The organism is Aureimonas populi, from assembly GCF_017815515.1.
Classification (GTDB): domain Bacteria; phylum Pseudomonadota; class Alphaproteobacteria; order Rhizobiales; family Rhizobiaceae; genus Aureimonas; species Aureimonas populi.
Window position 1 is genome coordinate 3,098,219 of sequence record NZ_CP072611.1, and the last position, 26,129, is coordinate 3,124,347.

Sequence of the window (26,129 nt, forward strand, 5' to 3'; positions counted from 1 at the left end):
GCCCTTGCGAGGCCGGGACGAAGGGCAAGGCGCAGGCGCCTCCTAGCGAATGCGCGGAAGCTGCTCCCACTGGTGGTAGGGCGGCGGCGAGGAGAGCTGCCATTCCAGCGTCGTCGCCCCCTCGCCCCACGGATTGGGGCCCGCGATGCGCTTCTTGGCGAAGGCGTCCCACACTCCGTAGAGGAAGACGAGGAAGGCGAAAGCGGAGAGGTAGGAGCCCATCGAGGAGACGAAGTTCCAGCCCGCGAACGCATCCGGATAATCCACGTAGCGGCGCGGCATACCGGCGGCGCCAAGGAAGTGCTGGGGGAAGAACAGGATGTTGACGCCGAAGAAGGTGAGCCAGAAATGCGTGTTGGCGATCTTCTCGCTGTACATGTAGCCGCTCATCTTCGGGAACCAGTAGTACCAGCCCGCGAAGATGGCGAACACCGCCCCCAGCGACAGGACGTAATGGAAGTGGGCGACCACGTAATAGGTATCGTGCAGCACGCGGTCCATGCCGGCATTGGCGAGCTTGACGCCCGTGACCCCGCCCACCGTGAACAGGAAGATGAAGCCGATCGCCCAGATCATGGGCGTGCGGAAGCTGATCGACCCGCCCCACATGGTCGCGATCCAGGAGAATATCTTGATGCCGGTCGGCACCGCGATCACCATCGTGGCGAACACGAAATAACGCTGCGTGTTGAGGGAGATGCCCGTCGTGTACATGTGGTGAGCCCACACCACGAAGCCCACGACGCCGATGGCCACCATGGCGTAGGCCATGCCGAGATAGCCGAAGATCGGCTTGCGCGAGAAGGTGGAGATGATGTGGCTGACGATGCCGAAGGCCGGCAGGATCATGATGTAGACTTCGGGATGGCCGAAGAACCAGAATAGGTGCTGGTACAGGATCGGGTCGCCGCCGCCCTCGGGCACGAAGAAGGTGGTGCCGAAATTGCGGTCGGTCAGAAGCATGGTGATGGCGCCGGCCAGCACCGGCAGGGCCAGGAGCAGCAGGAACGCGGTCACGAGGACCGACCAGGCGAAGAGCGGCATCTTGTGCAGCGTCATGCCCGGCGCGCGCATGTTCAGGATGGTGGTGATGAAGTTGATCGCGCCGAGGATCGAGGAGGCGCCGGCGATGTGCAGCGAGAAGATCGCAAGATCGACGGCCGGCCCCGGATGGCCGGATTCGGAGAGCGGCGGATAGACCGTCCAGCCCGTGCCCGCGCCCGTCGAGCCCGGCGCGCCCTCCACGAAGAGAGACATGACGAGCAGGAGCAGCGCCGGCGGCAGCAGCCAGAACGAGATGTTGTTCAGGCGCGGAAAGGCCATGTCCGGCGCGCCGATCATGATCGGCACCATCCAGTTGGCGAAACCGCCGATCAGCGCCGGCATCACCATGAAGAACACCATGATGAGGCCGTGCGCGGTGACGAAGACGTTGAAGAGCTGCGGGTCGCCGAAGATCTGAAGGCCCGGAGACTGCAGCTCCATGCGCATGACGACCGACAATCCGCCCCCCACGATGCCCGCGAAGATCGCGAAGATCAGGTAGAGCGTGCCGATATCCTTGTGGTTGGTCGAGTAGACCCAGCGCACCCAGCCCCTCGGCTTGTGATCGTGATGGGCGTCGTGTTCGGCGGCGTGAGCCATGGCTGTCTCCGTGGAAACGGGAGTATTCTGAAGGATCAGCGAGACGCGACGACCGCCCCCGCGGCCTCGATCTCGGCGGTCAGCAGGCTGTTGGCGTTCTCGACGCTGTCGGCCGCCGCCGCCAGCCAGTTGTCGAACTGCTCCTGGCTTACCACGCGCACGGCGATGGGCATGAAGGCGTGGTCACGGCCGCAAAGCTCCGAGCATTGCCCGTAGAAGATGCCCTCGCGCACCGCCTCGAAATAATACTCGTTGATCCGGCCCGGAATGGAATCGACCTTCACGCCCAGTGAGGGAAGCGCGAAGGAATGGATCACGTCGCCCGCGGTCGTCAGCAGGCGCACCACCGTGTTCACCGGCACGACCATCTCGTTGTCCACGGCCAGAAGGCGCGGATAGAGGGTGCGGTCCTCCTTGCCGATGGCGGCGCGGTCGCCGTCCTGCAGCATGTAGGAGAGGAAGGAGACGGGCTCCGCCCCCTCGGCGCCCGCCTCGGCCGCCAGCGCGCCGTCGGCGGCCGAGGCGGGCGCCGAGGGGGCGGAGCCCGTCTCGGCCGGCTGGTACTCGTAGCCCCAATACCACTGGTAGCCGGTCGCCTTCACCGTCAGCTCGGGCTCGCGCGGCGGGTTGTACTGTGCCGTCAGAAGCTGGAACGAGGGAATGGCGAGCGCCAGGAGGATGAGGACCGGCGCCAGCGTCCAGACGATTTCGATGGCGGTGTTGTGGCTGGTGCGCGAGGGTGTGGGATTGGCGCTGGCCCGGTAGCGGAAGACGCACCAGGCCAGGAGCGCGGCCACGAAGACGGTAATGGGGATGATGAACCAGAGCGTGTAGTTCGAGAACCAGTCGATCTGCGCCTTCTGCGGAGAGAGAGCCTCCTGCAGCCCCATCTGCCAGGGATGCGGCTGGCCGGGCGGGAGCTGCGCCTCCTGCGCAAGCACCGTGACCGTCGTGCCCAGAAGCGTTGCGGCTGCAAGGATCGGTCTTTTCACGAATGCTCTCCCCGTATGATGGACTGCCGTGCACCGAGCCGAGCAGCAATGTCCGCCCCGGGGAACGGGAAATGCTTCCCGAATTCGAATGCCGCCAATGTGCATCTGGCGCTCGCTTCAACCACGAAACCGCCGCTTCCGCAACATAAGCCCTCCTCGACTCAAGCCCCAGTTTAGAGGCTGCCGTGACGCATGGATAGGTGTTTTGAGGACGGTATTTGGCCGCAGGGCGCGGCCGGGACGCCCCTTTGCCGGGAGCCTGCCGCCAAGCCTCGCGGGATCGCGGCGGCATATCCACCGTCCGGCCCTTCGGAACGAAGATCGCCGGCGGCGAGGTGCCCATCGCATCAATTGTTTGCCATAAGCGGCGCAGGTCGCCACGATCGTGATTCGGATTGTTCGATGATGACAATGTTCGCCGTCAGGGCCCTTGCCGCCCTTGCCACCCTGCCGCTCCTGGCGGCTTCCGCCTCTGCCCAGTCGGGCACGACCGGCGCGGTCCGCTCCGAGCACGGCGCGTGGGCCGTTGTCTGCGACCAGCCGGCCGGCGCCGCCGGGGAGCAATGCGCCCTGCTCCAGAACGTGGTCGCGGACGACCGGCCCGAGATCGGCCTCTCGGTCCTGGCGCTGAAGACGGCGGACGGGCAGGCGCAGATCCTGCGCGTTCTCGCCCCGCTCGGCATCCTCCTGCCGAACGGCCTCGGCCTCTATGTGGACGGGCGCGATATCGGCCGGGCGCAGTTCGTGCGTTGCTTCGAGGACGGCTGCTACGCCGAGGTCATTCTCGATCCTACGCTTCTCTCCACGCTTTCGGACGGCGAGCAGGCCACCTTCATCGTCTTTCAGACGCCGGAGCAGGGGATCGGCATCCCGGTCGACCTCGTCGGCTTCGGAGAGGGCTTCGCCGCCCTCCCCTGAACAGGCCTCCCGCCCCGTTCGTACCTGCCGCAAGGAGAGTGGAATGACCGCTTCGCTGATCGAACGCTTCGACATTTCGCGCGCCGAGATCGAGGCCCTGTTGGGCGACACGCTGCGCGGCGCGGACGACGGGGAGCTTTTCGTCGAATATCGGGAACAGGAGTCTCTCGTCTTCGACAATGGCCGCCTGAAGGCCGGAAACTTCTCGACCGATGGCGGCTTCGGGCTCCGGGCCGTGGCCGGCGAGGCGGTGGGCTTCGCCCATTCGGGCGAGCTTTCGCTGGCGGCGCTCAAGCGTGCGGCCAGTGTCGTATCGGCCGTGCGCGCCGGTCATCACGGCATCATGGCGGAAGCGCCGGCCGGCACCAACATGCGCCTCTACGGAGACGAGAACCCCATCCCCTCCCCGCCCTTCGAGACCAAGGTCCGTCTTCTGCAGGAGATCGACGCCTATCTGCGCGGCAAGGATGCCGAGGTGCGGCAGGTCTCCGTTTCGATCTCGGCCCTGTGGCAGGTGGTGGAGATCCTGCGGGCGGACGGGCGGCTGGTGCGCGACGTGCGCCCGCTGGTCCGGCTCAACGTTTCGGTGGTCGCCGGGCGTGGCGAGCGGCAGGAGTCGGGCTCGCAAGGCAGCGGCGGGCGCACGGGGCTCGCCGAATTCATGCAGGAGCGCAACTGGAAGGCGATCGCCGACGAGGCGCTCCGCCAGGCCAAGGTGAATCTCGAGGCCGTTCCCGCGCCGGCCGGCAGCTTCGACATCGTGCTCGGCTCCGGCTGGCCGGGCGTGATGCTGCACGAGGCGGTCGGCCACGGCCTGGAAGGCGATTTCAACCGCAAGAAGACCTCGGCCTTTGCCGGGCTGATGGGCCAGCAGGTCGCCGCCAGGGGCGTGACCGTGGTGGACGACGGCACCATCGCGGAACGGCGCGGCTCGCTCTCGGTGGACGACGAGGGAACGCCCACGGCCCGCAATGTGCTGATCGAGGACGGAAAGCTCGTCGGCTACATGCAGGATCGGCAGAACGCCCGCCTCATGGGCGTGGCCGCCACGGGCAACGGGCGGCGTGAATCCTACTCCCACGCCCCCATGCCCCGCATGACGAACACGATGATGCTCGCCGGCGACAGGACGCCGGCCGAGATCATCGCCTCAGTGAAGGACGGAATCTACGCCGTGTCCTTCGGCGGCGGGCAGGTGGACATCACCTCCGGCAAGTTCGTCTTCGGCTGCACGGAGGCCTACCGCATTCGCGGCGGCCTCGTGCAGGAGCCGATCAAGGGCGCCATGCTGATCGGCAACGGGCCCGAGGCGATGCATCGCGTGTCCATGATCGGCAACGACCTGGCGCTCGACATGGGGGTCGGCATGTGCGGCAAGGCCGGCCAGAGCGTGCCGGTCGGCGTCGGCCAGCCGCATCTGCGCATGGACGCGGTCACCGTGGGCGGCACACAGGCTTAAGAGACCGTTTGAGAATTCGGCGACCCGTCCGAACGCATAAACGGTCTTTAAGGGTAGAGCCGCGTCACCGCCCAGGCATCCCCCGCGCTCTCGCGGGTGAAGCGGAAGCGGTCGTGGAGGCGGGAGGCGCCGTCCTGCCAGAACTCCATCTCGACCGGCTCCACGCGGAAGCCCGACCAGTGCGGCGGCCGCGCGATGTCGCCGGAACCGAAGCGCGCCTCCACCTCCGCCACCCGCGCCTCCAGCGTTCCGCGCGAATCGAGCGGGTGCGACTGGCGGGATGCCCAGGCGCCGATGCGGCTGCCGCGCGGGCGCGAGGCGTAATAGAGATCGGCCTCCTCCGGGCTCACGATCCCCACCGCGCCGCGCACCCTCACCTGCCGGCGCAGGCTCTTCCAGTGGAAGCACAGCGCGGCCTTACGCGCGGCCTGAAGTTCCTGCCCCTTGGCGCTTTCGAAATTGGTGTAGAAGACGAATCCGCGCTGGTCGAACCCCTTGAGAAGGACCACGCGCGCATTGGGCAATCCTTGCGCGTCGACAGTGGCGAGCGTCATCGCGTTCGGATCGTTGGGCTCGGTTTGCGTCGCCGCGTCGAGCCATTGCGCGAAGATCGCGAAGGGATCGTCGGTTTCATCCAATTTTAGGGGTTCGGCAGCCATTCTCGTCGTTCTCCACTCGCGTGACGGCGCCTTCATACTCTTCTCCCGGCCCCGACGGCAAAGATTTGAGCGCGATGATTTCGATCCGCCCATCCCTCTTCCTCACCCTGTGCATCGCCGTCTCCGGCTGCACGGTCATCAGCGGCCAGGGGCTGGAGGACATGGTGGACCGCTCGCTCGTCACCGGTTCCATCGCGCCGCCGATCTCCGATCCGGAGATCGATTCGGACGGGCGGGCCGTGCGCAACGCGGTTTCGGCGGCGGACCTTTCCACCGTCGAGGCGCGGCCCCTCGCCTGGGCCAACCCGCAGACCGGCGCGACGGGCTCCATCACCGCGATTACCGAAGAGCGCGCCGGCGGCCGCATCTGCCGCGCCTTCACCACCTCCCGGCAGCGCTTCGACGGGATCGCGCTCTATGCCGGGGAGGCATGCACGGCCGGCCAGGGCGAATGGACGCTGACGCGATTCACCACGAACGACTGACGTTCACTCCCTTCCAGTTCGGCTTCCGGCTCGCCATATAGGCGGCGAACGCTCTGGCGGGCCACTTCGCGCCCGCTCCGCCCTTGCGAACAGGAAGAAACCCGCGATGCGCGACCCCTACGCTGTTCTCGGCGTGTCCAAGACCGCGAGCGAGGCCGAGATCAAATCGGCCTTCCGCAAACTGGCCAAGACCTATCACCCCGATACCAATGCGGACGACCCCTCGGCCGCGGCCCGATTCAACGAGGCGAATCAGGCTTACGAGATCCTGGGCGACAAGGAGAAGCGCGCCCAGTTCGATCGCGGCGAGATCGACGGCGAGGGAAAGCCCAAGTTCCAGGGCTTTCCTGGCGGCGGCAGCCCCTTCGGCGGGGGCGCCCGCTCCGGCGGGTTCGAGTTCCGGTCCTCGCCGGGTGGCGGGGCCGGTTTCGGCGAATCGGGTTTCTCTGACTTTTTCGAACAGGCCTTCGGGGGCGCCATGGGGCGCGGTGCCGGCCGTCGATCCGGCTTCGGCGCCGCGCGGAGCACGCCGGTGAAGGGCGAGGACATCCGCGCCACGCTGAAGGTCGCGCTGGAGGACGTCGTCTCACAGGACAAGGTGGAAGCGATCTTCCCCACCGGCAAGCGGCTGGCCATCAAGCTGCCGGCCGGGGTGGAGGACGGGCAGACCATTCGCCTGCGCGGCCAGGGCCAGCCTGCCGCCTTCGATGAAGGCCCGGCCGGCGACGCGCTGGTCACGATCGTCTTCGCGGAGCATCCCCGCTTCAAGGTGCGGGACCGCGACCTTCTGATGGAGCAGCCGCTGCCGCTCGCAGACGCCGTGCTCGGCGGCCGGCTGATGGTGGACACACTGGACGGGCGCGTGGCCACCCGAATCGCGCCATGGACGAATTCGGGCCGCGTCCTGCGTCTGCGCGGCAAGGGGCTGACAACCAAGGACGGCGGGCGTGGCGATCTGCTCGTCACCCTCCAGATATCGCTGGACCGCGAGCCCGACCCGGCCCTCGCCGCCTTTCTGGAAGAGCGGCGCAAGGCCGCGGCCGAATAGAAACATTCCTGCGAAGAGCGTGATCGGCCCTGCGCTTGTCGCTCCCCGGCGCCTATGCCATACCGCCCCGCACCCGATGGAGTGGTAACAGGGAGCGTCCCCATGACGGAAACGAGCGGCCTGATGGCCGGCAAGCGCGGTCTCGTGCTGGGCGTGGCCAACAACAGGTCGATCGCGTGGGGCATCTGCAAGGCTCTCGCCGCGCAGGGGGCGGAGCTTGCCCTCACCTACCAGGGCGACGCGCTGAAAAAGCGGGTCGAGCCGCTGGCCGCCGAGCTGGGCGCCACGCTGGCCGGCCATTGCGACGTTTCGGACGCGGCCAGCATGGACGCCGTCTTCGCGCTTCTGGAAGAGAAGTGGGGCAAGCTGGACTTCCTCGTCCACGCCATCGGCTTTTCCGACAAGGATGAGCTGACCGGCCGCTACGTGGACACGAGCGAGGGCAATTTCTCCAAGACCATGCTGATCTCCGTCTACTCCTTCACGGCGCTGGCCCAGCGCGCCGAGAAGCTGATGACGGAAGGCGGCTCCATGCTGACGCTGACCTATTACGGCGCCGAGAAGGTGATGCCGCACTACAACGTCATGGGCGTGGCCAAGGCCGCGCTGGAGGCCTCGGTACGCTATCTGGCCGTCGATCTCGGCGGCAAGGCGATTCGCGTCAACGCCATCTCGGCCGGGCCGATCAAGACGCTCGCGGCCTCCGGCATCGGCGATTTCCGCTATATCCTGAAGTGGAACGAGTACAACTCGCCGCTCAAGCGCACCGTCACCATCGACGAAGTCGGCCAGTCGGCGCTCTACCTCCTGTCCGATATGTCCACCGCCGTGACCGGCGAGGTGCATCATGTCGATTCGGGCTACCACACCGTCGGCATGAAGGCGGTGGACGCGCCCGACATCTCCGTCGTCAAGGACTGATCGCCGTGTCGGCTCAGGCGCCCGCCGAGCCGGCGGCGCTCCCGTTGCTCTTCCTCTGCCGGCACGGCCAGACGGACTGGAACGCGCAAGGGCGCATACAGGGCCAGCGCGATATCCCGCTGAACGACACGGGCCGCGCGCAGGCCGCGCGCAACGGCGCCACGCTGCGCGAAATCCTGGGCGACGCGGTGCGGGAGTTCGACTTCATCGCCTCCCCCCTCGGGCGCACGATGGAGACCATGCGGATTCTCCGGCGCAACGCGGGACTGCCGGAGGAAGGCTTCTCAACCGACGCGCGGCTGAAGGAGCTTCATTTCGGCGAATGGCAGGGCTTCACCCTGGCCGAGATGGAAAAGCGCGAGCCCGGCGCCGTCGCGGCACGGAACCGCGACAAGTGGAATTATCTGCCGGCGGGCGCGCAGGCCGAGAGCTACGGCCTTCTGGCCCGCCGCGTCCGCCCGGTCTTCGAGAGGCTGAAGCGCCCCACCATCCTCGTCGCCCATGGCGGCATCACCCGCGCTTTCCTCCATCTCCATGCCGGCGTACCGCAGGCGGATGCCGCGCACGCCGATATCCTGCAGGACCGCGTGCTGCGCTGGCAGGACGGCACGGCCGTCTGGGTCTAAGCCGCTTCCACCACGATGAGGTGGACGGTCATTCCGGGCCTCAGCGCCTGTGAGCCGAGCGTATCCGGCAGCGCATAGCGCCGCCCGTCATCCAAGACGAGGAAGTCCTCGCCCACCAGCGCCACGCGGCCGGAAGCGTCCTGCGCGCTGTCCGGGATGGAGGCGGCGACCGCGAGAGCGGAACAGCCGAACAACGCGACGATGCGGGCCGACATGCAGCACCTCCTGCAACCAAGGAACGCGGCCGGCCCGCAACCGGGCACGGGTAACGCATTCATCCAGAGTTTTCGGCGAATATGGCCTTTTCCCGCACGTCCCCGCTCAGGATTGGAATAAATCGAAGTTTGACCGCGGCGCCGGCCCTGCCATAAGAAACGGCACTATCTGTCTGCGGATCGCTCATGTCACATAACAGCTTCGGCCATCTCTTCCGCGTCACCACCTGGGGCGAAAGCCACGGGCCGGCCATCGGATGCGTGGTGGACGGAACGCCGCCGGGCCTTCGCTTCCGGCTGAGCGACATCCAGGCCCTTCTCGACAAGCGCCGCCCCGGCCAGTCCCGTTACACCACGCAGCGGCGCGAACCGGATGAAGTGGAGATTCTCTCCGGCGTGGTGTCCGGCGATGCGGAAGGCGAGCTGATTTCCACCGGCACGCCGATCTCGCTGATGATCCGCAATGTCGACCAGCGCTCCAAGGATTATTCGGAGATCGCGCAGCGCTATCGGCCCGGCCATGCGGACATCGCCTACGACATCAAGTACGGCCTGCGCGATTATCGCGGCGGCGGGCGCTCTTCCGCGCGCGAGACGGCCACGCGCGTGGCCGCCGGCGCCATCGCGCGGCTCGTGGTGCCCGGCGTCAGGGTGCGCGGCGCGCTGGTCCAGATCGGGTCGGTGAAGATCGACAGGGCGCGCTTCGACTGGCACGAGGTGGACCGCAACCCCTTCTTCTGCCCGGACGCTGAGACCGCCGAGCGCTGGACGCAGCTTCTGGACGATACGCGCAAGCGCGGCTCCTCCATCGGCGCGGTGGTCGAGGTCGTGGCGGAGGGCGTGCCGGCCGGTCTCGGCGCGCCGCTCTACGGCAAGCTGGACCAGGATATCGCCGCCCATCTGATGTCGATCAATGCCGTGAAGGGCGTGGAGATCGGCAACGGCTTCGAGGCGGCCGAGCTTTCCGGCGAGGAGAACGCCGACGAAATCCGCATGGGCGAGAACGGCGAGCCCGCCTTCCTTTCGAACAATGCCGGAGGCGTTCTGGGCGGCATCTCCACCGGCCAGCCCATCGTGGCGCGATTCGCGGTGAAGCCGACCTCTTCCATCCTCACCCCGCGCCGCTCCATCGATGCCGAGGGGCAGGAGGTGGAGGTGATGACCAAGGGCCGGCACGACCCCTGTGTCGGCATTCGCGCAGTCCCGATCGGCGAAGCCATGGTCGCCTGTGCCCTCGCCGACCATTATCTGCGCCATCGCGGCCAGACAGGCCGCGGATGACGACGCGGCTCTACCACCATCCGATCTTTACCGAGCACTTGACGGGGCCAGGGCACCCCGAGCGGCCGGAGCGGATGGCGGCGGTGGAGGCCGCGCTGGAGGCGGAGACCTTCCAGCATCTGGACCGTGCAGAGGCGCCGGAAGGCACCACCGCGCAGCTTCTCCTGTGCCACCCGCACGATTACGTGCGCCGTCTCGCCAAGGTCGTGCCGCGCGAGGGCATGGTGCGGGTGGAGGGCGACACGGTCGTCAGCCCGAGGAGCTTCCAGGCGGCGCTCTTCGGCGTGGGGGCGGCGTGCTTTGCGGTGGACGACGTGGCCGAGGGGCGTGCCTCCAACGTGTTCGTGGCCTCGCGCCCGCCCGGCCATCACGCCACGCGCCTGGGCGCCATGGGCTTTTGCCTCTTCAACCAGGCCGCCATCGCCGCGCGCCACGCGCAGGCGTGCCACGGCCTGCCCCGCATTGCCATCGTGGACTGGGATGTCCACCACGGCAACGGCACGCAGGACATCTTCTGGTCCGACCCGTCCGTCCTCTACGTCTCGCTGCACCAGATGCCGCTCTATCCCGGCACCGGAGCAGCGTCGGAGACGGGCGCCGGCAACATCGTCAACGTGCCGCTCTCCGAGGGAGACGGGGGCGATCTCTTCCGCGAGGCCTTCCACGACATGGTGCTGCCCGCGCTGCACGCCTTCGCGCCGGACCTCGTCATCGTATCGGCGGGTTTCGACGCGCATCATCGCGACCCGCTGGGCGGGCTGAAACTGACGGAGAACGATTTCGACTGGGCGACCGGCCAGCTTCTGGAGGTCGCCGACCGCCATTCCGGCGGCCGCCTCGTCTCGCTGCTGGAAGGCGGCTACGACCTCACCGGCCTGGCCAATTCCGTCTCGGCGCACGTCAAGCGCCTCATCGTCGGCTGACCGACCGATTTTCCGGGAAACTCGATGTCCAACACCCCAAGCACCCCGCCGGCGGACGACGCCGACATCAAGCGCATGAGCTTCGAGGAGGCGCTCGACGCGCTGGAGAAGATCGTCTCCGACCTGGAGCGCGGCGACGTGCCGCTGGAACAATCCATCCGCATCTTCGAACGCGGCGAAAAGCTGAAGGGCCATTGCGACCGCCTGCTGGGCGCGGCAGAGGACAAGGTGGAGAAGATCAAGCTCTCGCGGGCCGGCAAGCCGGCGGGCGTCGAGCCGCTGGACCCGGATTGAGAGCGGGAAATCACCCGTCGAACGGGCGTGGCGACTTGAACAGTCCGGCGCGGCGACGATCTATGGTCATTCAATCGGAGCCGATTGCGCGCGCCAGAGGGCGGGCAGGCGCTCCGAAGCTATTGAGAAGGTGCAAGGCCCGGTGACGGATACGACCAATACGCCGCTCCTCGACAGGGTCCGTTCACCCGCCGATCTGCGGGAGCTTTCCGAAAGCGACCTGCCCCAGCTCGCCGAAGAGTTGCGGCGCGACCTCGTCGATGCGGTCTCGCGCACGGGCGGGCATCTGGGCGCGGGGCTCGGCGTCGTCGAGCTGACGGTTGCCCTGCACTACGTCTTCGATACGCCAAGCGACAGGGTGATCTGGGATGTCGGCCATCAGGCCTATCCCCACAAGATCCTCACCGGCCGGCGCGAGGCCATGCGCACCGTGCGGCAGGAGGGCGGGCTTTCGGGCTTCGCTAAGCGCAAGGAGAGCGAGTACGACCCCTTCGGCGCCGGCCACTCCTCCACCTCCATTTCGGCCGGCCTCGGCATGGCCGTGGCGCGCGACCTTTCGGGCGGGCGGAACAACGTCGTGGCGGTGATCGGCGACGGCGCGATGTCGGCCGGCATGGCCTATGAGGCGATGAACAATGCCGGCGCGCTCGATGCGCGCCTGATCGTCATCCTGAACGACAACGACATGTCCATCGCCCCGCCGACCGGCGCGATGAGCGCCTATCTCGCGCGGCTCGTCTCGGGCAAGGCCTATCGTTCCCTGCGTCACCATGCAAAGGCGATCACCGAGAAGCTGCCGGACTTCATGCGTGAGGGCGCCCGCCGCACGGAGGAGTTCACACGCGGCTTCTTCACCGGCGGCACCATGTTCGAGGAGCTGGGCTTCTATTATGTAGGGCCGATCGACGGCCACGACCTCGATCATCTGCTGCCCGTGCTGAAGAATGTGCGCGACGCCAAGGAGGGCCCGATCCTCGTTCACGTCGTCACCAAGAAAGGCAAGGGCTATGCCCCGGCCGAGGCCAGCGCCGACAAGTATCACGGCGTCTCCAAGTTCGACGTGGTGACGGGCGCCCAGGCAAAAGCCAAAGCGAATGCGCCCAGTTACACGAAAGTCTTCGCGCAGAGCCTTATCCAGGAGGCACGGGACGACGAGAAGATCGTCGCCATCAACGCGGCCATGCCGAACGGCACCGGCCTCGATCTCTTCGGCGAGGTCTTTCCGGCTCGCACCTTCGATGTCGGCATTGCCGAGCAGCACGCGGTCACCTTCGCGGCCGGGCTGGCGAGCGAGGGTTACAAACCCTTCTGCGCCATCTATTCCACCTTCCTCCAGCGCGCCTATGACCAGATCGTGCACGACGTGGCGATCCAGGAACTGCCCGTCCGCTTCGCCATCGATCGAGCGGGCTTCGTGGGCGCCGACGGGCCGACCCATGCCGGCTCCTTCGATACCGGCTTTCTCTCCGCCCTACCCGGCATGGTGGTGATGGCGGCCAGCGACGAGGCCGAGCTGGTGCATATGGTCCGCACCGCCGCCGGCTATGACGAGGGGCCCATCTCCTTCCGCTACCCGCGCGGCAACGGCGTGGGCGTGGACATGCCGGCACGCGGGCAGCCGCTGGAAATCGGCAAGGGCCGTATCGTCAAGGAGGGCTCCAAGGTCGCCATCCTCTCCTTCGGCTCGCGCCTGTCCGACGCAGTGCTGGCGGCCGAGGAACTGGATACGTTCGGCCTGTCCACCACCGTGGCCGACGCGCGCTTCGCCAAGCCGCTGGACGTCGATCTCCTGCGCCGCCTCTCGCAGAACCACGAAGTGCTGATCCTTCTGGAGGAAGGCGCCTCCGGGGGCTTCGCGGCCCATGCGCTGGAGCATCTGGCGCGCAACGGCCTTCTCGACCACGGCCTGAAGGTGCGTCCGCTGACCATGCCCGACCGCTTCGTCGACCACGCTGCCCCCGAGGCGATGATCGCGCAGGTGGGGCTCGACAAGGCCGGCATCGTGGATGCCGTCTTCCGGGCCCTCGGCGATGGCGCTCGCCGCGTCCTCAACGCGTGAGCGAGCCCGGCCGACAACGCCTCGACGGGCTTCTGGCCGAACGCGGCCTGTTTCCCTCCCGCGCCCGGGCGCGGGATGCGGTCCTGCGCGGCCACGTGCACGTGGAAGGCGCCCTCGTGCGCAAGCCTTCGCAGATGGTGGCCGCCGACGCCGCGCTTGCCGTGGACGATCCGGTGGGCGGCTACGTCTCCCGCGCCGCGCTGAAGCTCATCGCCGGGCTCGATGCATTCGGGCTCGACCCGGCCGGGCTGGACACGCTCGACATCGGGGCTTCCACCGGCGGCTTCACGCAGGTGCTGCTGGAGCGCGGCGCCGCCCATGTGGTCGCCGTCGATGTCGGCCACGGGCAGATGCATCCGCAGATTTCGGGCGACCCGCGCGTCACCTCGCTGGAGGGACTGAACGCGCGCGCTCTTGAAGCCGGCGACCTTGGCGGGCACTCCATCGGCATGGTGGTTTCCGATGTGTCCTTCATCTCCTTGAGGCTGGCGCTGCCGCCGGCGCTCGCCCTCGCCTCGCCCGGCGCCGCCGGGGTCTTCCTCGTCAAGCCGCAGTTCGAGGCGGGGCGTGAGGCCGTGGGCAAGGGCGGTATGCTGCGCGACCCCTCCTCGGCGCCCGCCGTCGCGCAATCGCTCGCCGACTGGCTGGGGGCGCAGCCGGAATGGCGCGTGCTCGGCCTTGTCCCGTCCCCCATCGAGGGCGGCGACGGCAATCGCGAGTTCCTGCTCGGAGCGCGCAAGGCATGAATGAGATCGTGCGCATCGAAAGCCTCGGCGCCAAGGGGGACGGCGTCGCGGCCGGGCCTCTCTTCGTGCCCTTCTCGCTGCCCGGCGAGGAGCTGGAAATCCTGCGCGATGGCCAGCGAGCGCGGATCGGTTCGATCCTGCGCGCTTCGCCCGAGAGGCAGGAGGCACCCTGCCCGCATTTCGGCGCCTGCGGCGGCTGCGACCTGCAACATGCCTCGCCCGGTCTCTATCGCGCCTTCAAGCAGGATGTCGTGGCGGAAGCGTTTCGCCGCGCGGGCATCGAGACGGAGGTTTTCCCGCTCGTCCCGTGTGCGCCCGCCACGCGCCGCCGCGCCGTGTTCACCGCGCTACGCGCCGGAAACCGCGTGCTCCTCGGTTTCCATCAAGCCCAGAGCCACCGTATCGAGGACCTGAAGACCTGCCTCGTCGTGGTGCCGGAGATCGAGCGGGCCCTGCCGCTGCTGCGCCGCTTCGCGGCCCTCATGGTGGACCGAAAGCGCCCCCTGCGCCTCACCGTCTTCGCCGGGCCGATGGGGCTCGACCTTTCGCTGGACGACACGGCGAAGATGAACGAGACGCTGCGCCGGCAGGCCGTCTCCCTGGCTCTGGAGGCCGATCTGGCGCGGCTGACGGTCTCGGGCGAATCCCTCGTCGAGTCGCGCCGGCCTCTCGTCGATCTCGGCGGCATGGCTGTCGAAGTGCCGCCGGGTGCCTTCCTTCAGGCCGTCGCCTCGGCGGAGGCGGCCATGGCGCGGCTCGTGGGAGGCCATCTGGCCGGCGCGAAGGCCGTGGCGGACCTCTTTTGCGGCGTGGGCACCTTCGCGCTCAGGCTGGCGCGCTCGCACGCCGTGCACGCGCTGGAAAGCGATGCGCCGGCTCTCGCCGCCCTCGACAAGGCCAGCCGCGTTGCCGGCAGCCTCAGGCCCATCGCGATCGAGCGGCGCGACCTCTTCCGCCGCCCTCTCACGGTAAAGGAACTGGCACGGTTCGAGGGGCTGGTCTTCGATCCGCCCCGCGCCGGCGCGGAGGCGCAGGCGCGCGAGATTGCCGCCTCCAAGGTCTCCAGCGTTGCCGCCGTGTCCTGCAACCCGGCAACGCTGGCGCGCGACGCGAAAATCCTGATCGACGGTGGCTACCGGCTGGTCTCGGTGACGCCCATCGACCAGTTCCTCTGGTCGCACCACGTGGAGGCCGTGGCGCTGTTCACGCGTTAGGAGCGCTTGCCCCGCGCCATGAAGGCCATGAACGCGGCGCGCGCCTCCTCGGAGCGCAGGCGCTTGTGGAAGTGATCCGCTTCCAGCCGGATGCGGTCGAGGATTTCCGCGCGGTCCCCGCGCAGGAGGTCGCGCGCGATGGCCAGCGCCTCGGGCGGCTTGCCGGCAAGGGCGTGCGCGGCGCGCAGCGCCACCTCCTCCACCTCGCCGCCGGGCACGATGGCGGTCACGAGGTTCGCGGCCCTGGCGGCTTCCGCATCGAAACCCTCGCCCGCGACCAGAAGCGCGAAGGCGCGCTGGTGCCCCATGAGGCGGGGGGCCAAGAGGCTGGAGGCCGCCTCCGGCACCAGCCCGAGATCGAGGAAGGGCGTGCGGAAGATCGAGGACGGGCTGGCGTGAACGAGGTCGAAATGCATCAGCATCGTGGTGCCGATGCCGATGGCGAGCCCGTCCACCGCCGCGATGAGCGGCTTGCGGCAATCGGCAAGCGCAAAGAGAAACGCCTCCACCTCGTCCGTCTTCTCACCGCCCGTGGCGATCGCCAGGAAGTCCGTGATGTCGTTGCCCGAGGAGAAGGCGCCCGGAACGCCCTTCACCAGAACGGCGCGCACGGCCGGATCGGCGCTGGCCCGTTGCAAGGCATCGGCCATGGCGCGGTACATGGCGCGGTCGATGGCGTTCTTCTTGTCCGGCCGGTTAAGGCCGACGGTCAGGACGCCCGCATCCTGCGCGGTGGTGATGAAATCGCTCATGGGACCCGTCCGCTCAGTTCAGCGCGCGGCGCGCGGCATCGAGGCCGGCGGCCCCGGCGAGAACCTGCCGCTTCAGGCCCGTGACCTCGGTCAACAGATTCTCGGCGGCAAAGCGCGCCAGCGCGATACGGTCCTCGCGCGCGGGCTCGGCCAGCCCGCCCTTGGCGAGATAGACCGCGCCCGCCGTCAGCGAGAAAAGGCGCAGATACGCCGTCGCGCCCGCCAGCGCCGCATCCGTTTCCTTGCCCCGCAACCGGTCGAGCAGAACGCCCGTCGCCTCGCGCAAGTCGGCGAGGGCTTCCGCCAGCGCCTCAGCGCTCGCGCCGAAAGCCGGGCTGTTGGAGGCGCGCACCTCCTCCGCCACCGCCGACAATTCCTCGATATAAGCCGAGACGGCGCCGCCATCGGAGAGAGGCAGCTTGCGCATGACGAGGTCGATGGCCTGGATACCGTTCGTGCCCTCGTAGATCGGGGCGATGCGCGCGTCGCGCAGGAGGCGCGCGGCACCCGTTTCCTCGATATATCCCATGCCGCCATGCACCTGGATGCCGAGCGAAGCCACCTCCACGCCGACATCGGTCGGAAAGGCCTTGGCCAGCGGCGTCAGGAGGCTCGCCCGCTCGCTCCAGCGCCTTGCCTCCTCGCCCTCGTGCACCCGGCCCAGGTCGATGGCATGGCCGCAGGCATAGGCGATGGCGCGGGCGGCGCCCGTCAGCGCCTTCATGGTCAGAAGCATCCGCGCGACATCGGGATGCTCGATGATGGCCGAAACCTCGCCCGCGCGCTCGGGGGTCTTCGCCAGAAGCGTCGAGCGGCCCTGCCGCCGCTCCCTTGCGTAATCCAGCGCCTTCTGGAAAGCCGCCTCGGCCACGCCCAGGCCCTGTATGCCGACATAGAGCCGCGCGGAATTCATCATGGTGAACATGCAGGCGAGGCCCCTGTTCTCCTCGCCGATCAGCCAGCCGACCGCTCCCGCCTCGCCCGTCTCGCCGGTGCCGTCGCCATAGATCATGGTGCAGGTGGGAGAGCCGTGAATGCCCATCTTGTGCTCGATGGAATGACACTTCACATCGTTCCGCGCGCCGAGCGAACCGTCGTCCTTCACCAGGAATTTCGGCACCAGGAACAGCGAGATGCCCTTTACCCCCGCCGGCGCGTCGGGAAGCCGCGCGAGGACGAGGTGGACGATGTTCCCCGTCCAGTCGTGCTCGCCATAGGTGATGAAGATCTTCTGGCCGAAGAGGCGGTAGGTGCCGTCCTCGCGCCGCTCGGCACGGGTGCGCAGCCCCGAGAGGTCCGAGCCCGCGCCGGGCTCGGTCAGGTTCATCGTGCCCATCCATTCGCCGGAGACGAGCTTGTCGAGATAGATGCTCTTCAGCGCCTGCGAGCCATGGGTCTCCAGTGCGTCCACCGCGCCGATGGTGAGCGTGGGGCCGATGGCGAAGCCCATCGAGGCGCTGTTCCACATCTCCGTCACCGCCGCCGAAAGCGCGGTGGGCAACCCCTGCCCGCCATGGGCCTCCGGCCCCGTCAGCGCGTTCCACCCCGCCTCGCGCCAGCGCGTATAGAGCCCGGCCCATCCCTTGGGCGTGGTAACGGCGCCATCCTCCAGGCGCGCGCCCTCGCGGTCGCCCGTCTCGGCCAGCGGCGCGATCTCGTCCTCGGCGAACTTGCCGGCCTCGATCAGGATCGCATCCACCAGATCGGGCGTCAGTTCGCCATGAAGCCCGCGCGCGAGCGCGTCCTCCAGGCCGACCACCTTGTTCAGGGCAAAGCCGATTTCCTCGACGGGCGCCTTGTACATGAAATCCTCCCCGGATCCGTGCCAACAACACGAGCGCTAATGCACGTGAACGTAAACGTCAATCGGGCGCACGGGCGGCTGCTCCGCCCCCTTAGGGCCTATTCCGCCGCTTCCGCGCGCCCCCGCTCCCCTCGCGTCTCGCGGCCGTGCTGGGCGGCAATGGGCGAGACGTCGGCCATCGGGAAGGCATCCACCTCGATGACCTTCGCCGTCGCCGCCGCCGCTTCCCGCAGGAGATCGGCCTCCTCCCGCGCGATGATGCCCTGTTCCAGCGCCTTCGCCGGATCGCCTATCCTCGCCTCGCGCAGCTTGGCGGCGGCGGGCGCGGCGCGTGCGACAAGCTCGAAGGCCGCTTCCAGATCCTTGATCGGATGCGCGCCATGGCGCGCGCCGAGATAGAGGTCCGGCGTCAGTCTGTCGCGCTGGCTGGATGGCCGCATGAGGATGCTGGCCACCTCCGTCACCAGTTCGTCCGGCGGTGCGGCGTAGGAGATGCCCAGCGGAAAGGCGATGAAGCGGGTGGCAAGCGCCGCCGTGCGGGAGGGCAGGTTGTCGAGCACGCCGTCGAAGGCGAGGCCGATGCGGTTATAGCCGCGCTGCATGACGTACTCGACCAGCGGCTTGTCCACCTCAGGCCGCCCGTCCCCCTCGAAGCGCTTCAGCGTGGCGGCGAGGAGGTAGAGTTCGGACAGGATATCGCCGAGCCGCCCGGAAATCATCTCGCGCCGCTTCAGCGCACCGCCCAGCGTCAGGAGCGACAGGTCGGCCAGAAGCGCGAAGGCAGCCGAATGGCGCGAGAGCTGCCGCCAATGGCCCGTAAAGGCCGCATGGCGCGGCGCGGGGGCCACGAGCCCCCCGGTCCAGCCCTGAAGGAACGCCCGGCCCGCATTCGTCACCGCGTGGCGCACATGCGCCCAGAAGTGCTTGTCGAACGCGTCGAGCGCCTTGTCCTCCTCGGGCTCGGTCAGCGCCTTCATCTCCTTCAGCATGAAGGGATGGGCGCGGATGGCGCCCTGCCCGAAGATCATCAGGCTGCGGGTGAGGATATTGGCGCCTTCCACCGTGATGCCGATGGGAAGCGACTTGTACTGCGCGCCGAGATAGTTCCTCGGCCCGTCGATGATGCCCTTGCCGCCATGGATGTCCATCGCGTGCGTGATGGTCTCGCGCATTCGCGTGGTGGCGTTGTACTTCATGATGGCCGAGACGACGGAGGGCCGATGCCCCTCGTCCAGCGCCGCGACGGTCAGGCGGCGGGCCGCGTCCACCTGGTAGGTGTTGGCGGCAATTTCGGCCAGCGGCTCCTGTATGCCCTCGAAGAGGCCGATGGGCATGTTGAACTGCGTGCGGACCCGCGCATAGGCGCCGGTCACGCGCGCGGCCATGGCGCAGGCGGCGGCGGACTGGGAAGGCAGCGAGATGCCGCGCCCCGCCGCCAGTGCCGTCATCAGCATGGTCCAGCCCTCGCCGATCTGCGCCTGCCCGCCCAGAATCCACTCCATGGGAATGAAAACGTCGCGCCCGTGGATCGGCCCGTTCTGGAAATAGGTGGAAAGCGGCACGTGGCGCTCGCCCGTCGTGACACCCGGCGTGTCGGTGGGAATCAGCGCCACGGTGATGCCGAGTTCGGTCCCCCTGCCCAGATGATTGTCGGGGTCGCGCATCTTGAAGGCAAGGCCCATCACCGTCGCGACGGGCGCAAGCGTGATGTAGCGCTTCTCGAAATTCAGGCGGATGCCGAGCATCCGCTCGCCCTCGTGCTCGCCATATTCGACCACGCCGGTATCTGTCATCGCGGCGGCGTCCGAGCCCGCCTGCGGGGAAGTGAGGCCGAAGCACGGAATTTCGCGCCCGTCGGCCAAGCGCGGCAGCCAGTGGTCGCGCTGCTCCTGCGTGCCGAAATGCAGCATCAGCTCGCCCGGCCCCAGCGAGTTCGGCACCATCACCGTCACGCCGGCCACCACGCTGGCGGACGAAACCTTGCGCACCACCTCCGAATGAGCCGTGTTGGAGAAACCGAGGCCGCCATACTCCTTCGGGATGATCATGCCGAAGAACTTCTTCGCCCTCAGGAAGTCCCAGACCTCTGGGGAAAGGTCGTGGTCCTCATGGGCGACCTTCCAGTCGTCGATCATCCCGCACAGCTCTTCGACCGGCCCGTCGAGGAAGGCCTGCTCCTCCTCGTTCAGCCTCGCGGGCGGCATGGAGAGGAGCTTGTCCCAGTCGGGCGCGCCGGAGAAGATCTGCCCGTCCCACCACACGGTGCCGGCGTCGATCGCCTTGGCCTCCGTTTCGGAGATGGACGGCAGCGCGCCCTTGGCCCACCGATAGATGGGCTTTGTCAGCCTTTCCCTGCGAAACGACATGGCGCTCTCTCCCGTGCTGTTCTCCCGTTAACGTAAGAGAGCGGAAAAAATGTCCAGCGGGTAAAACATCTTCTGCCGTTTCAGCCGCCCGCCGCCCTGTGGGCGATGTCGGTGCGCCAGAACCCGCCCGGCCAGTCCACCGCATCGACCAGCTCGTAAGCCTTGCGCACCGCGCCCGGCACGCCGGCGGCGCGCGCGGTGGCGTTCAGGACGCGCCCGCCCTGCGCGGCCAGCGCCCCGCCGGCCGCCTGCGTGCCCGCGTGGAAGACGAGGGCGCCCTCGCCCGGTTCCGGCAGCGAGAGAATCGGGGTGCCCTTCTCGTAGGCGCCCGGATACCCCCGGCTGGCGAGGACGACCGTGACCGCCGCGTCCTCGCTCCACACGGGCTGCGCGCCCGAGAGGTCGCCCCTGGCGCTGGCCAGCAGCAGCGGCAGGATATCGCTTTCCAGCCGCATCATCAGCACCTGGCACTCCGGGTCGCCGAACCGCGCATTGTATTCGATGAGCTTCGGCCCGTCGGCGGTCAGCATGAGGCCGGCGTAGAGCACGCCCTTGAAGGGAGTGCCCGCCTCGGCCATGCCCTCCATCGTGGGGCGCACGATCTCCGCCATGGCGCGCTCGATCAGCGCCGGCGTCATCAGCAGGGAGGGCGAGTAGGCGCCCATGCCGCCCGTGTTCGGCCCCTTGTCGCCGTCGAAGGCGCGCTTGTGGTCCTCGGCCGTGCCGAAGAACACCGCCCGCGTTCCGTCGCAGAGGCAGAACAGGCTGGCCTCCGGGCCCACCATGCACTCCTCCACCACCACCGAGGCGCCTGGCTCGGCGAAGCAGGCTGTCAGCGCCGCCAGCGCCTCCTCCACCGTTTCGGCGACGGTCACGCCCTTGCCGGCGGCCAGCCCGTCCGCCTTGATCACGATGGGCGCGCCCGTCTCGCTTACATAGGCGCGCGCCGGCTCCAGCGCATCGAAGCGCCGATAGGCCGCCGTGGGAATGCCCTTCCTGTCGCACAGCTCCTTGGTGAAGCCCTTGGAGCCTTCGAGCTGGGCCGCAGCCCGGCTGGGGCCGAAGACGGTCAGGCCAGCGGCCTCCAGATCGTCCGCCAGCCCGGCGACGAGCGGCGCTTCCGGGCCCACGACCACGAGGCCGATGCCGTTCGAGACGCAGAAGTCGATGATGGCCGCATGGTCGGCGATGTCCAGATCGACGATCCGCGCCTCCTGCGCGATGCCGGGATTGCCGGGCGCGGCATAGAGGCGGCCGAGCTGCGGTGAACGGGCGATCTTCCAGGCCAGCGCGTGCTCGCGCCCTCCGGAGCCGATGAGAAGCACGTCCAGCGCCATTGCATGCCCTTTGCGGTAAGCGGTCGTCGCGGCCCGATTACGGGGGACGGCGGGCGGCGGTCAAGCATTTGCGGGCCGAAAGAGCTTGACGCCCCCGCCGTTCCGGCCTTTCTCACAACCATGCAGAACTGGTCCGACCGAATGGTCCACTCCGGCGAGCGCGTGGCCGACGCGCCCTCGTACAACTGGGTCTACCGCGCGCTGCCCCGCGTGCTCTGGCCCTATGCGCAACTGGCGCGGTGGGACCGTCCCATCGGCTGGCAGCTCCTCATGTGGCCGTGCTGGTGGTCGGCCGCGCTGGCACCGCAATGGGCCGCGCCCTCGGCCGTGCATACGGGCCTTCCCAGCCTGTGGCACCTGGCGCTTTTCCTCATCGGCGCCATCGCCATGCGCGGGGCCGGCTGCACCTATAACGACCTGGTGGACCACAAGGTGGACGCACAGGTCGCGCGCACCCGTTCGCGTCCCCTGCCCTCCGGCCGTGTTTCTCGCGGGCGGGCAAAAATGTTCCTGGTGCTCCAGTCGCTGGCCGGACTGGCCGTCCTGTTGCAGTTCAACCTGTTCGCGGTGGGCCTCGGCATTCTCTCGCTCGCCACCGTGGCGATCTATCCGTTCCTGAAACGGGTGACGGACTGGCCGCAACTGGGCCTCGGTCTCGCCTTCTCCTGGGGCGCACTGATGGGCTGGGCCGCCTATTGGGGCTCGCTGAGCCTGGCGGCGCTGGCGCTCTATGCCGGGTCCATCCTGTGGACCATCGGCTACGATACGATCTACGCCCATCAGGACCGGGAGGACGACGCGCTCGTCGGCGTGCGCTCGACCGCGCGCCTGTTCGGCGAACGCACGAAGCCGGCGCTCGCGATCCTCTATCTGGGCGCGATCCTCTGCTTCGCGACGGCCTTCGCCCTGACCGGCGCGGGCAGCGGCGGCCCCACCTGGCCCGCCTATGCGGGCCTGGCCATCGGCGCGGGCCAGATGATCTGGCAGATTCGGACGCTCGACATCGACGACGGGGAACAGTGCCTGAAGCTTTTCAAGTCGAACGCCCTCTTCGGCTGGATCATCTTCCTGGGCCTCGTCTTTTCCGCCCTGTGGATGCTGTCCTTCCCCTTCGCTTACTAAGCATCAGGAGCGGGCGATGATCTCCTCGCCGCTCACCATCATGCGCAGGCCCAGCCCGCCGGGCTTGCGCCGGGCCAGGAAGCGGGGGCGACGCTGGCGCGAGGCGTTGCGGCGGCGCTCGCGCGGCTCACCGGCGCGCACGCGGCCCAGCGTCTCCTCCAGCGGCGTGACGCTGCCGTCCGCCTCCACCATCAGCATCGGAAGGCTGAACAGCTCGGACCAGCCGCGCCAGTCGGCCGCGACGTCGAAGAGGTCGCAAGCGACCAGCAACGGCACGGAAAGCTTCGGGTCCGCATGGTGCAGCTCCAGCGTCACCGTTACCTTGCCGGCGCCGTCCTCCATGGCGCGGGCGGCCACGCCCTTGAAGGCGCGGGGCGCGAGCGCCACCGAGACGGGCACCCTGCTATTCTCCAGCCGCCGGCGGACCACCGCGCCGCGGCGATCGACGCGGTAGCTGACGAGTTCCTCCCCGTCCATCATCTCGAAGGTCTGGCGCTTGTCGGCAAACGCCGGATCGAGGCGGATGGGAACGTTGGTCCATTCGGGACGCGGGGCGCTGCTGTTGATGACCGAGCTCATGATCGAAGCCTCTGCCTGTTGTCCGGACTTGCATCCGGTCCTGTCGGTGCGGCCGATGTGTTCCCGGCCTTGTTGAGCCGAAACTACAGGCCGCCTCTTGCAGGCAGGCTAAGAAAGTCGGTTAAGTGAAGCTGACCAAATTCAAGGTTATCATTTCGACACTTTGCGGAAAACTTAAATCAGCTTTCGCGGGTTCATGATCGAGTAAGGATCGAAGGTGCCCTTGATGGCCCGCATCAGGTCCATCTCCGCCGGTTCCTTGGTGCGCGCCAGCTCGTCCCGCTTGAGCTGGCCGATGCCGTGCTCGGCCGAGAAGCTGCCGCCCAGCCGCGCCACGATGGCGTGGACGATGCCGTTCACCTCCCCCCAGCGCTCCAGGAAGGCGGCCTTGTCGGCGCCGACGGGCTGGGAGACGTTGTAGTGGATGTTGCCGTCGCCCAGATGCCCGAAGGAAACGACGCGCGCCCCGGGGATGGCGGCCATCACCGCCTCGCCCGCCTCGCGCAGGAACTGCGGTACGAGCGCCACCGGCACGGACACATCGTGCTTGATCGAGCCGCCCTCCGGCTTCTGCGCCCAGCTCAGCTCCTCGCGCATCCGCCAGAAGTCCTTGGCGTCCGAGACCGACTGGGCAATGGCGGCGTCCTCCACCTCGCCGGCCTCGAAGGCCGCCTCGAGGATGGCCTCCATGGTCTCGCGCGCGTCCTCGGCAGAGCGCGAGGAGGAGATTTCCATGAGGATGTACCAATCGTGCGGCTCGCCCATCGGATCGCGCGCGCCGCGCGTGTGGCGGATGGTGAACTCCATACCGATGCGCGGCACGATCTCGAAGCCGGTGAGCTGGCTTCCCGCCCTCCGCTCCGCCCGCTTCAGAAGCTCCAGCGCCGCCTCCGGCGAGGCCAGCCCGATATAGGCCACCTCCCGCCCCATCGGGCGTGGCACGAGCTTGAGGACCGCTCCGGTGATGATGCCGAGCGTGCCCTCCGCGCCGATCAGGAGCTGACGCCAGTCGTAGCCGCGATTGTCCTTCTTCAGCCTGCGCAGGCCGTGCAGGATTTCCCCCGAGGGCAGCACGGCCTCGATGCCAAGGCACAGCTCGCGCATATTGCCATAGGCCAGAACACCGGTGCCGCCCGCATTGGTCGCCAGATTGCCGCCGACCTGGCACGAGCCTTCGGAGCCGAGCGACAGGGGGAACAGGAGCCCCTCCTCGTCCGCCGCCTCCTGCACGCGCTGGAGCACCACGCCCGCATCCACCGTCATCGTGCGCCCGACGGCATCGACCTCGCGAATCCTGTTCATGCGCGAGAGGGACACCACCACCTCGCCGGCCGAGAGCGGCACCTGCCCGCCGACAAGGCCCGTATTGCCGCCTTGCGGCACCACGGGCGTGCGCGTCTCGCTCGCCAGCCGCAGGATGGCCGAGACCTCCTCCACCGAGCCGGGGCGCAGCACGAGGCCCGCATGGCCCTCGTAGAGGTCGCGCTCCTCGCGAAGATAGGGAGCGATCAGGTCCGGATCGGTCAGCGCGTTGCCCTCGCCGACGACGGCGGCGAAGCGGGCGATGAGGTCGGGGGACAGCGGAGGAGAATCAGGCATATTCGTCATGGCGCGCATCATAGCTCGGTCACCCGCCGCGTCGAGCCTTCAACGCGGGGCGGCGGCACGCGCGAGCCGATCGTTGATGGCAAGGCCGAGGCCATGGCGCGGGATCGGCATGACCGCGATGCGCTCCACGTCCGGCGCGTCGAGCCGGGCCAGGGCGGCAAAGAGGTTCGCGGCGGCCTCCCGCAAGTCGCCGTCGGGGCTCAGGTCGATCCGCGAGGCCGCCTTCTCCTCTCCCTCGACCCGGCCCGACCCGAAGGCGACAAGGTGCTCCCCCGCCTCGACATGGCGAGCCTCGAGCCGCACCTGCCCGGCCGGCGCGTAGTGCGAGGCCATCTGTCCCGGCGCCTGAATTCCGCTCCCGGAAGCGGTCCTCAGCGGCAAGCCGATGGCGTCCTCGATCTCCTCCACCGTCACGGCGCCCGGACGCAGCAGGAGAAGCTCCCCGCCCTCGGGTTTCACGATGGTGGATTCGAGCCCGAAGGCGCATGGCCCGGCATCGAGAATGAGTTCGATGCGCCCGCCGAGGCTCCGGTTCACATGATCGGCCGTGGTGGGGCTGACGCGGCCGGAGCGGTTGGCGCTGGGCGCGGCGAGCGGACGGCCTAGCCGGCGGATGATCTCCGAAGCCGGCCCCTTCGGCATACGCACCGCGACGGTGGAAAGGCCCGCCGTCACCAGCGGATGCACGCGCGCGGAGGCGGCCAGCGGCAGGACGAGCGTAAGCGGGCCCGGCCAGAAGCGCTCGGCCAGCGCGAGTGCGACGGCATCGAGAGCTGCGATCTGCCGCGCCATGTCCAGGTCGCAGACATGCGCGATCAGCGGGTTGAAGGAGGGCCGCCCCTTGGCCTCGAAGATCCGCGCCACCGCCTGCCCGTTCATCGCGTCGCCCGCGAGGCCGTAGACCGTCTCGGTGGGAACGGCAACGAGCCCCCCGGCGCCGAGGCACCGCACCGCCTCATCAATAGCGCCCTGCGCTTGCGCGGAAAGAATTCGCGTATCCATCCCCGTGCCATAGACCGGCGCGTGCCCGCCTCCAAGGCGGGCGGGCGCGAAAACGAAAACGCCGGGCCCCCGAAG

At 68.3% G+C, this 26,129-nt stretch carries 24 protein-coding genes; 13 read left to right on the plus strand and 11 right to left on the minus strand.

The annotated features are described in order from the left end of the window. Positions 1 to 42: 42 nt before the first annotated feature. Both ctaD and coxB read right to left on the minus strand, forming a co-directional pair. Complete coding sequence (ctaD, locus tag J7654_RS14655; protein WP_209736616.1) at positions 43 to 1,644, minus strand: cytochrome c oxidase subunit I; 1,602 nt, start codon at positions 1,642 to 1,644, stop codon at positions 43 to 45. Between the two features lie 35 nt (positions 1,645 to 1,679). Continuing rightward, positions 1,680 to 2,636 carry a cytochrome c oxidase subunit II gene (gene coxB / locus J7654_RS14660; RefSeq protein WP_425340251.1) on the minus strand — a complete coding sequence of 319 codons (957 nt, stop codon included), beginning with the start codon at positions 2,634 to 2,636 and terminating at the stop codon, positions 1,680 to 1,682. A gap of 402 nt (positions 2,637 to 3,038) precedes the next feature. Here coxB and J7654_RS14665 point away from each other — a divergent pair, with 402 nt between their 5' ends. Together J7654_RS14665 and tldD are read left to right on the plus strand one after the other, a co-directional pair. Continuing rightward, complete coding sequence (locus tag J7654_RS14665; protein WP_209736618.1) at positions 3,039 to 3,554, plus strand: invasion associated locus B family protein; 516 nt, start codon at positions 3,039 to 3,041, stop codon at positions 3,552 to 3,554. Between the two features lie 43 nt (positions 3,555 to 3,597). Continuing rightward, the gene (gene tldD / locus J7654_RS14670) at positions 3,598 to 5,013 is read left to right on the plus strand and encodes a metalloprotease TldD (protein WP_209736619.1); all 1,416 of its coding nucleotides are present in this window, start codon (positions 3,598 to 3,600) and stop codon (positions 5,011 to 5,013) included. Between the two features lie 47 nt (positions 5,014 to 5,060). Here the strand turns inward: tldD and pdxH are convergent, their stop codons facing one another. After that, positions 5,061 to 5,672 carry a pyridoxamine 5'-phosphate oxidase gene (gene pdxH / locus J7654_RS14675; protein WP_209736620.1) on the minus strand — a complete coding sequence of 204 codons (612 nt, stop codon included), beginning with the start codon at positions 5,670 to 5,672 and terminating at the stop codon, positions 5,061 to 5,063. Between the two features lie 74 nt (positions 5,673 to 5,746). On the opposite strand from pdxH, the gene J7654_RS14680 reads away from it, so the two are divergent. The 4 genes from J7654_RS14680 to J7654_RS14695 all read left to right on the plus strand — a co-directional run bounded on the left by J7654_RS14680 (position 5,747) and on the right by J7654_RS14695 (position 8,752). After that, the gene (locus J7654_RS14680) at positions 5,747 to 6,157 is read left to right on the plus strand and encodes an RT0821/Lpp0805 family surface protein (protein WP_209736621.1); all 411 of its coding nucleotides are present in this window, start codon (positions 5,747 to 5,749) and stop codon (positions 6,155 to 6,157) included. A 106-nt stretch (positions 6,158 to 6,263) separates the two neighbouring features. Continuing rightward, positions 6,264 to 7,205: a DnaJ C-terminal domain-containing protein gene (locus tag J7654_RS14685; RefSeq protein ID WP_209736622.1), complete on the plus strand. Its 942-nt coding sequence runs from the start codon at positions 6,264 to 6,266 to the stop codon at positions 7,203 to 7,205. A gap of 102 nt (positions 7,206 to 7,307) precedes the next feature. After that, positions 7,308 to 8,126, plus strand: a complete 819-nt coding sequence (gene fabI / locus J7654_RS14690; RefSeq protein ID WP_209736623.1) for an enoyl-ACP reductase FabI — start codon at positions 7,308 to 7,310, stop codon at positions 8,124 to 8,126. Positions 8,127 to 8,131: 5 nt separating this feature from the next. Continuing rightward, complete coding sequence (locus J7654_RS14695; protein WP_209736624.1) at positions 8,132 to 8,752, plus strand: histidine phosphatase family protein; 621 nt, start codon at positions 8,132 to 8,134, stop codon at positions 8,750 to 8,752. On the opposite strand, the gene J7654_RS14700 is transcribed toward J7654_RS14695, so the two are convergent. After that, positions 8,749 to 8,967, minus strand: a complete 219-nt coding sequence (locus J7654_RS14700; protein ID WP_209736625.1) for a hypothetical protein — start codon at positions 8,965 to 8,967, stop codon at positions 8,749 to 8,751. The two genes, J7654_RS14695 and J7654_RS14700, sit on opposite strands and share 4 nt — an antisense overlap. Before the next feature lie 186 nt (positions 8,968 to 9,153). On the opposite strand from J7654_RS14700, the gene aroC reads away from it, so the two are divergent. The 6 genes from aroC to J7654_RS14730 all read left to right on the plus strand — a co-directional run bounded on the left by aroC (position 9,154) and on the right by J7654_RS14730 (position 15,484). Then, positions 9,154 to 10,248: a chorismate synthase gene (aroC, locus tag J7654_RS14705; RefSeq protein ID WP_209736626.1), complete on the plus strand. Its 1,095-nt coding sequence runs from the start codon at positions 9,154 to 9,156 to the stop codon at positions 10,246 to 10,248. Further along, positions 10,245 to 11,171, plus strand: a complete 927-nt coding sequence (locus tag J7654_RS14710; RefSeq protein WP_209736627.1) for a histone deacetylase family protein — start codon at positions 10,245 to 10,247, stop codon at positions 11,169 to 11,171. The genes aroC and J7654_RS14710 overlap by 4 nt, the downstream gene beginning before the upstream one ends. Before the next feature lie 24 nt (positions 11,172 to 11,195). Next, complete coding sequence (locus J7654_RS14715) at positions 11,196 to 11,465, plus strand: exodeoxyribonuclease VII small subunit (protein WP_209736628.1); 270 nt, start codon at positions 11,196 to 11,198, stop codon at positions 11,463 to 11,465. A gap of 142 nt (positions 11,466 to 11,607) precedes the next feature. Beyond that, the gene (dxs, locus tag J7654_RS14720) at positions 11,608 to 13,524 is read left to right on the plus strand and encodes a 1-deoxy-D-xylulose-5-phosphate synthase (RefSeq protein ID WP_209736629.1); all 1,917 of its coding nucleotides are present in this window, start codon (positions 11,608 to 11,610) and stop codon (positions 13,522 to 13,524) included. Further along, entirely contained in the window at positions 13,521 to 14,270 is a 750-nt protein-coding gene (locus tag J7654_RS14725; RefSeq protein WP_209736630.1) for a TlyA family RNA methyltransferase, read from the plus strand. The genes dxs and J7654_RS14725 overlap by 4 nt, the downstream gene beginning before the upstream one ends. Next, on the plus strand, positions 14,267 to 15,484 hold the full coding sequence (locus tag J7654_RS14730; RefSeq protein WP_209736631.1) for a class I SAM-dependent RNA methyltransferase: 1,218 nt from the start codon (positions 14,267 to 14,269) through the stop codon (positions 15,482 to 15,484). The genes J7654_RS14725 and J7654_RS14730 overlap by 4 nt, the downstream gene beginning before the upstream one ends. Here the strand turns inward: J7654_RS14730 and J7654_RS14735 are convergent. The 4 genes from J7654_RS14735 to purD all read right to left on the minus strand — a co-directional run bounded on the left by J7654_RS14735 (position 15,481) and on the right by purD (position 21,737). Next, the gene (locus J7654_RS14735) at positions 15,481 to 16,236 is read right to left on the minus strand and encodes a crotonase/enoyl-CoA hydratase family protein (protein ID WP_209736632.1); all 756 of its coding nucleotides are present in this window, start codon (positions 16,234 to 16,236) and stop codon (positions 15,481 to 15,483) included. The two genes, J7654_RS14730 and J7654_RS14735, sit on opposite strands and share 4 nt — an antisense overlap. Positions 16,237 to 16,249: 13 nt before the next feature. Beyond that, positions 16,250 to 18,040 (minus strand): acyl-CoA dehydrogenase family protein, encoded by a 1,791-nt coding sequence (locus J7654_RS14740; protein ID WP_209736633.1) that lies wholly within the window; start codon positions 18,038 to 18,040, stop codon positions 16,250 to 16,252. Positions 18,041 to 18,138: 98 nt separating this feature from the next. After that, positions 18,139 to 20,406 carry an acyl-CoA dehydrogenase gene (locus tag J7654_RS14745; RefSeq protein ID WP_209736634.1) on the minus strand — a complete coding sequence of 756 codons (2,268 nt, stop codon included), beginning with the start codon at positions 20,404 to 20,406 and terminating at the stop codon, positions 18,139 to 18,141. 80 nt (positions 20,407 to 20,486) lie between these two features. Then, positions 20,487 to 21,737, minus strand: a complete 1,251-nt coding sequence (purD, locus tag J7654_RS14750) for a phosphoribosylamine--glycine ligase (RefSeq protein ID WP_209740590.1) — start codon at positions 21,735 to 21,737, stop codon at positions 20,487 to 20,489. A 147-nt stretch (positions 21,738 to 21,884) separates the two neighbouring features. On the opposite strand from purD, the gene ubiA reads away from it, so the two are divergent. Further along, positions 21,885 to 22,865 carry a 4-hydroxybenzoate octaprenyltransferase gene (gene ubiA / locus J7654_RS14755; protein WP_377946371.1) on the plus strand — a complete coding sequence of 327 codons (981 nt, stop codon included), beginning with the start codon at positions 21,885 to 21,887 and terminating at the stop codon, positions 22,863 to 22,865. A gap of 3 nt (positions 22,866 to 22,868) precedes the next feature. On the opposite strand, the gene J7654_RS14760 is transcribed toward ubiA, so the two are convergent. The 3 genes from J7654_RS14760 to J7654_RS14770 form a co-directional block, all read right to left on the minus strand. Next, positions 22,869 to 23,444, minus strand: a complete 576-nt coding sequence (locus J7654_RS14760) for a DUF6101 family protein (RefSeq protein ID WP_209736636.1) — start codon at positions 23,442 to 23,444, stop codon at positions 22,869 to 22,871. 174 nt (positions 23,445 to 23,618) lie between these two features. Then, entirely contained in the window at positions 23,619 to 25,043 is a 1,425-nt protein-coding gene (locus J7654_RS14765; protein WP_209736637.1) for an FAD-binding oxidoreductase, read from the minus strand. A 48-nt stretch (positions 25,044 to 25,091) separates the two neighbouring features. Further along, entirely contained in the window at positions 25,092 to 26,054 is a 963-nt protein-coding gene (locus J7654_RS14770; RefSeq protein WP_209736638.1) for an L-threonylcarbamoyladenylate synthase, read from the minus strand. Positions 26,055 to 26,129 lie beyond the last annotated feature (75 nt).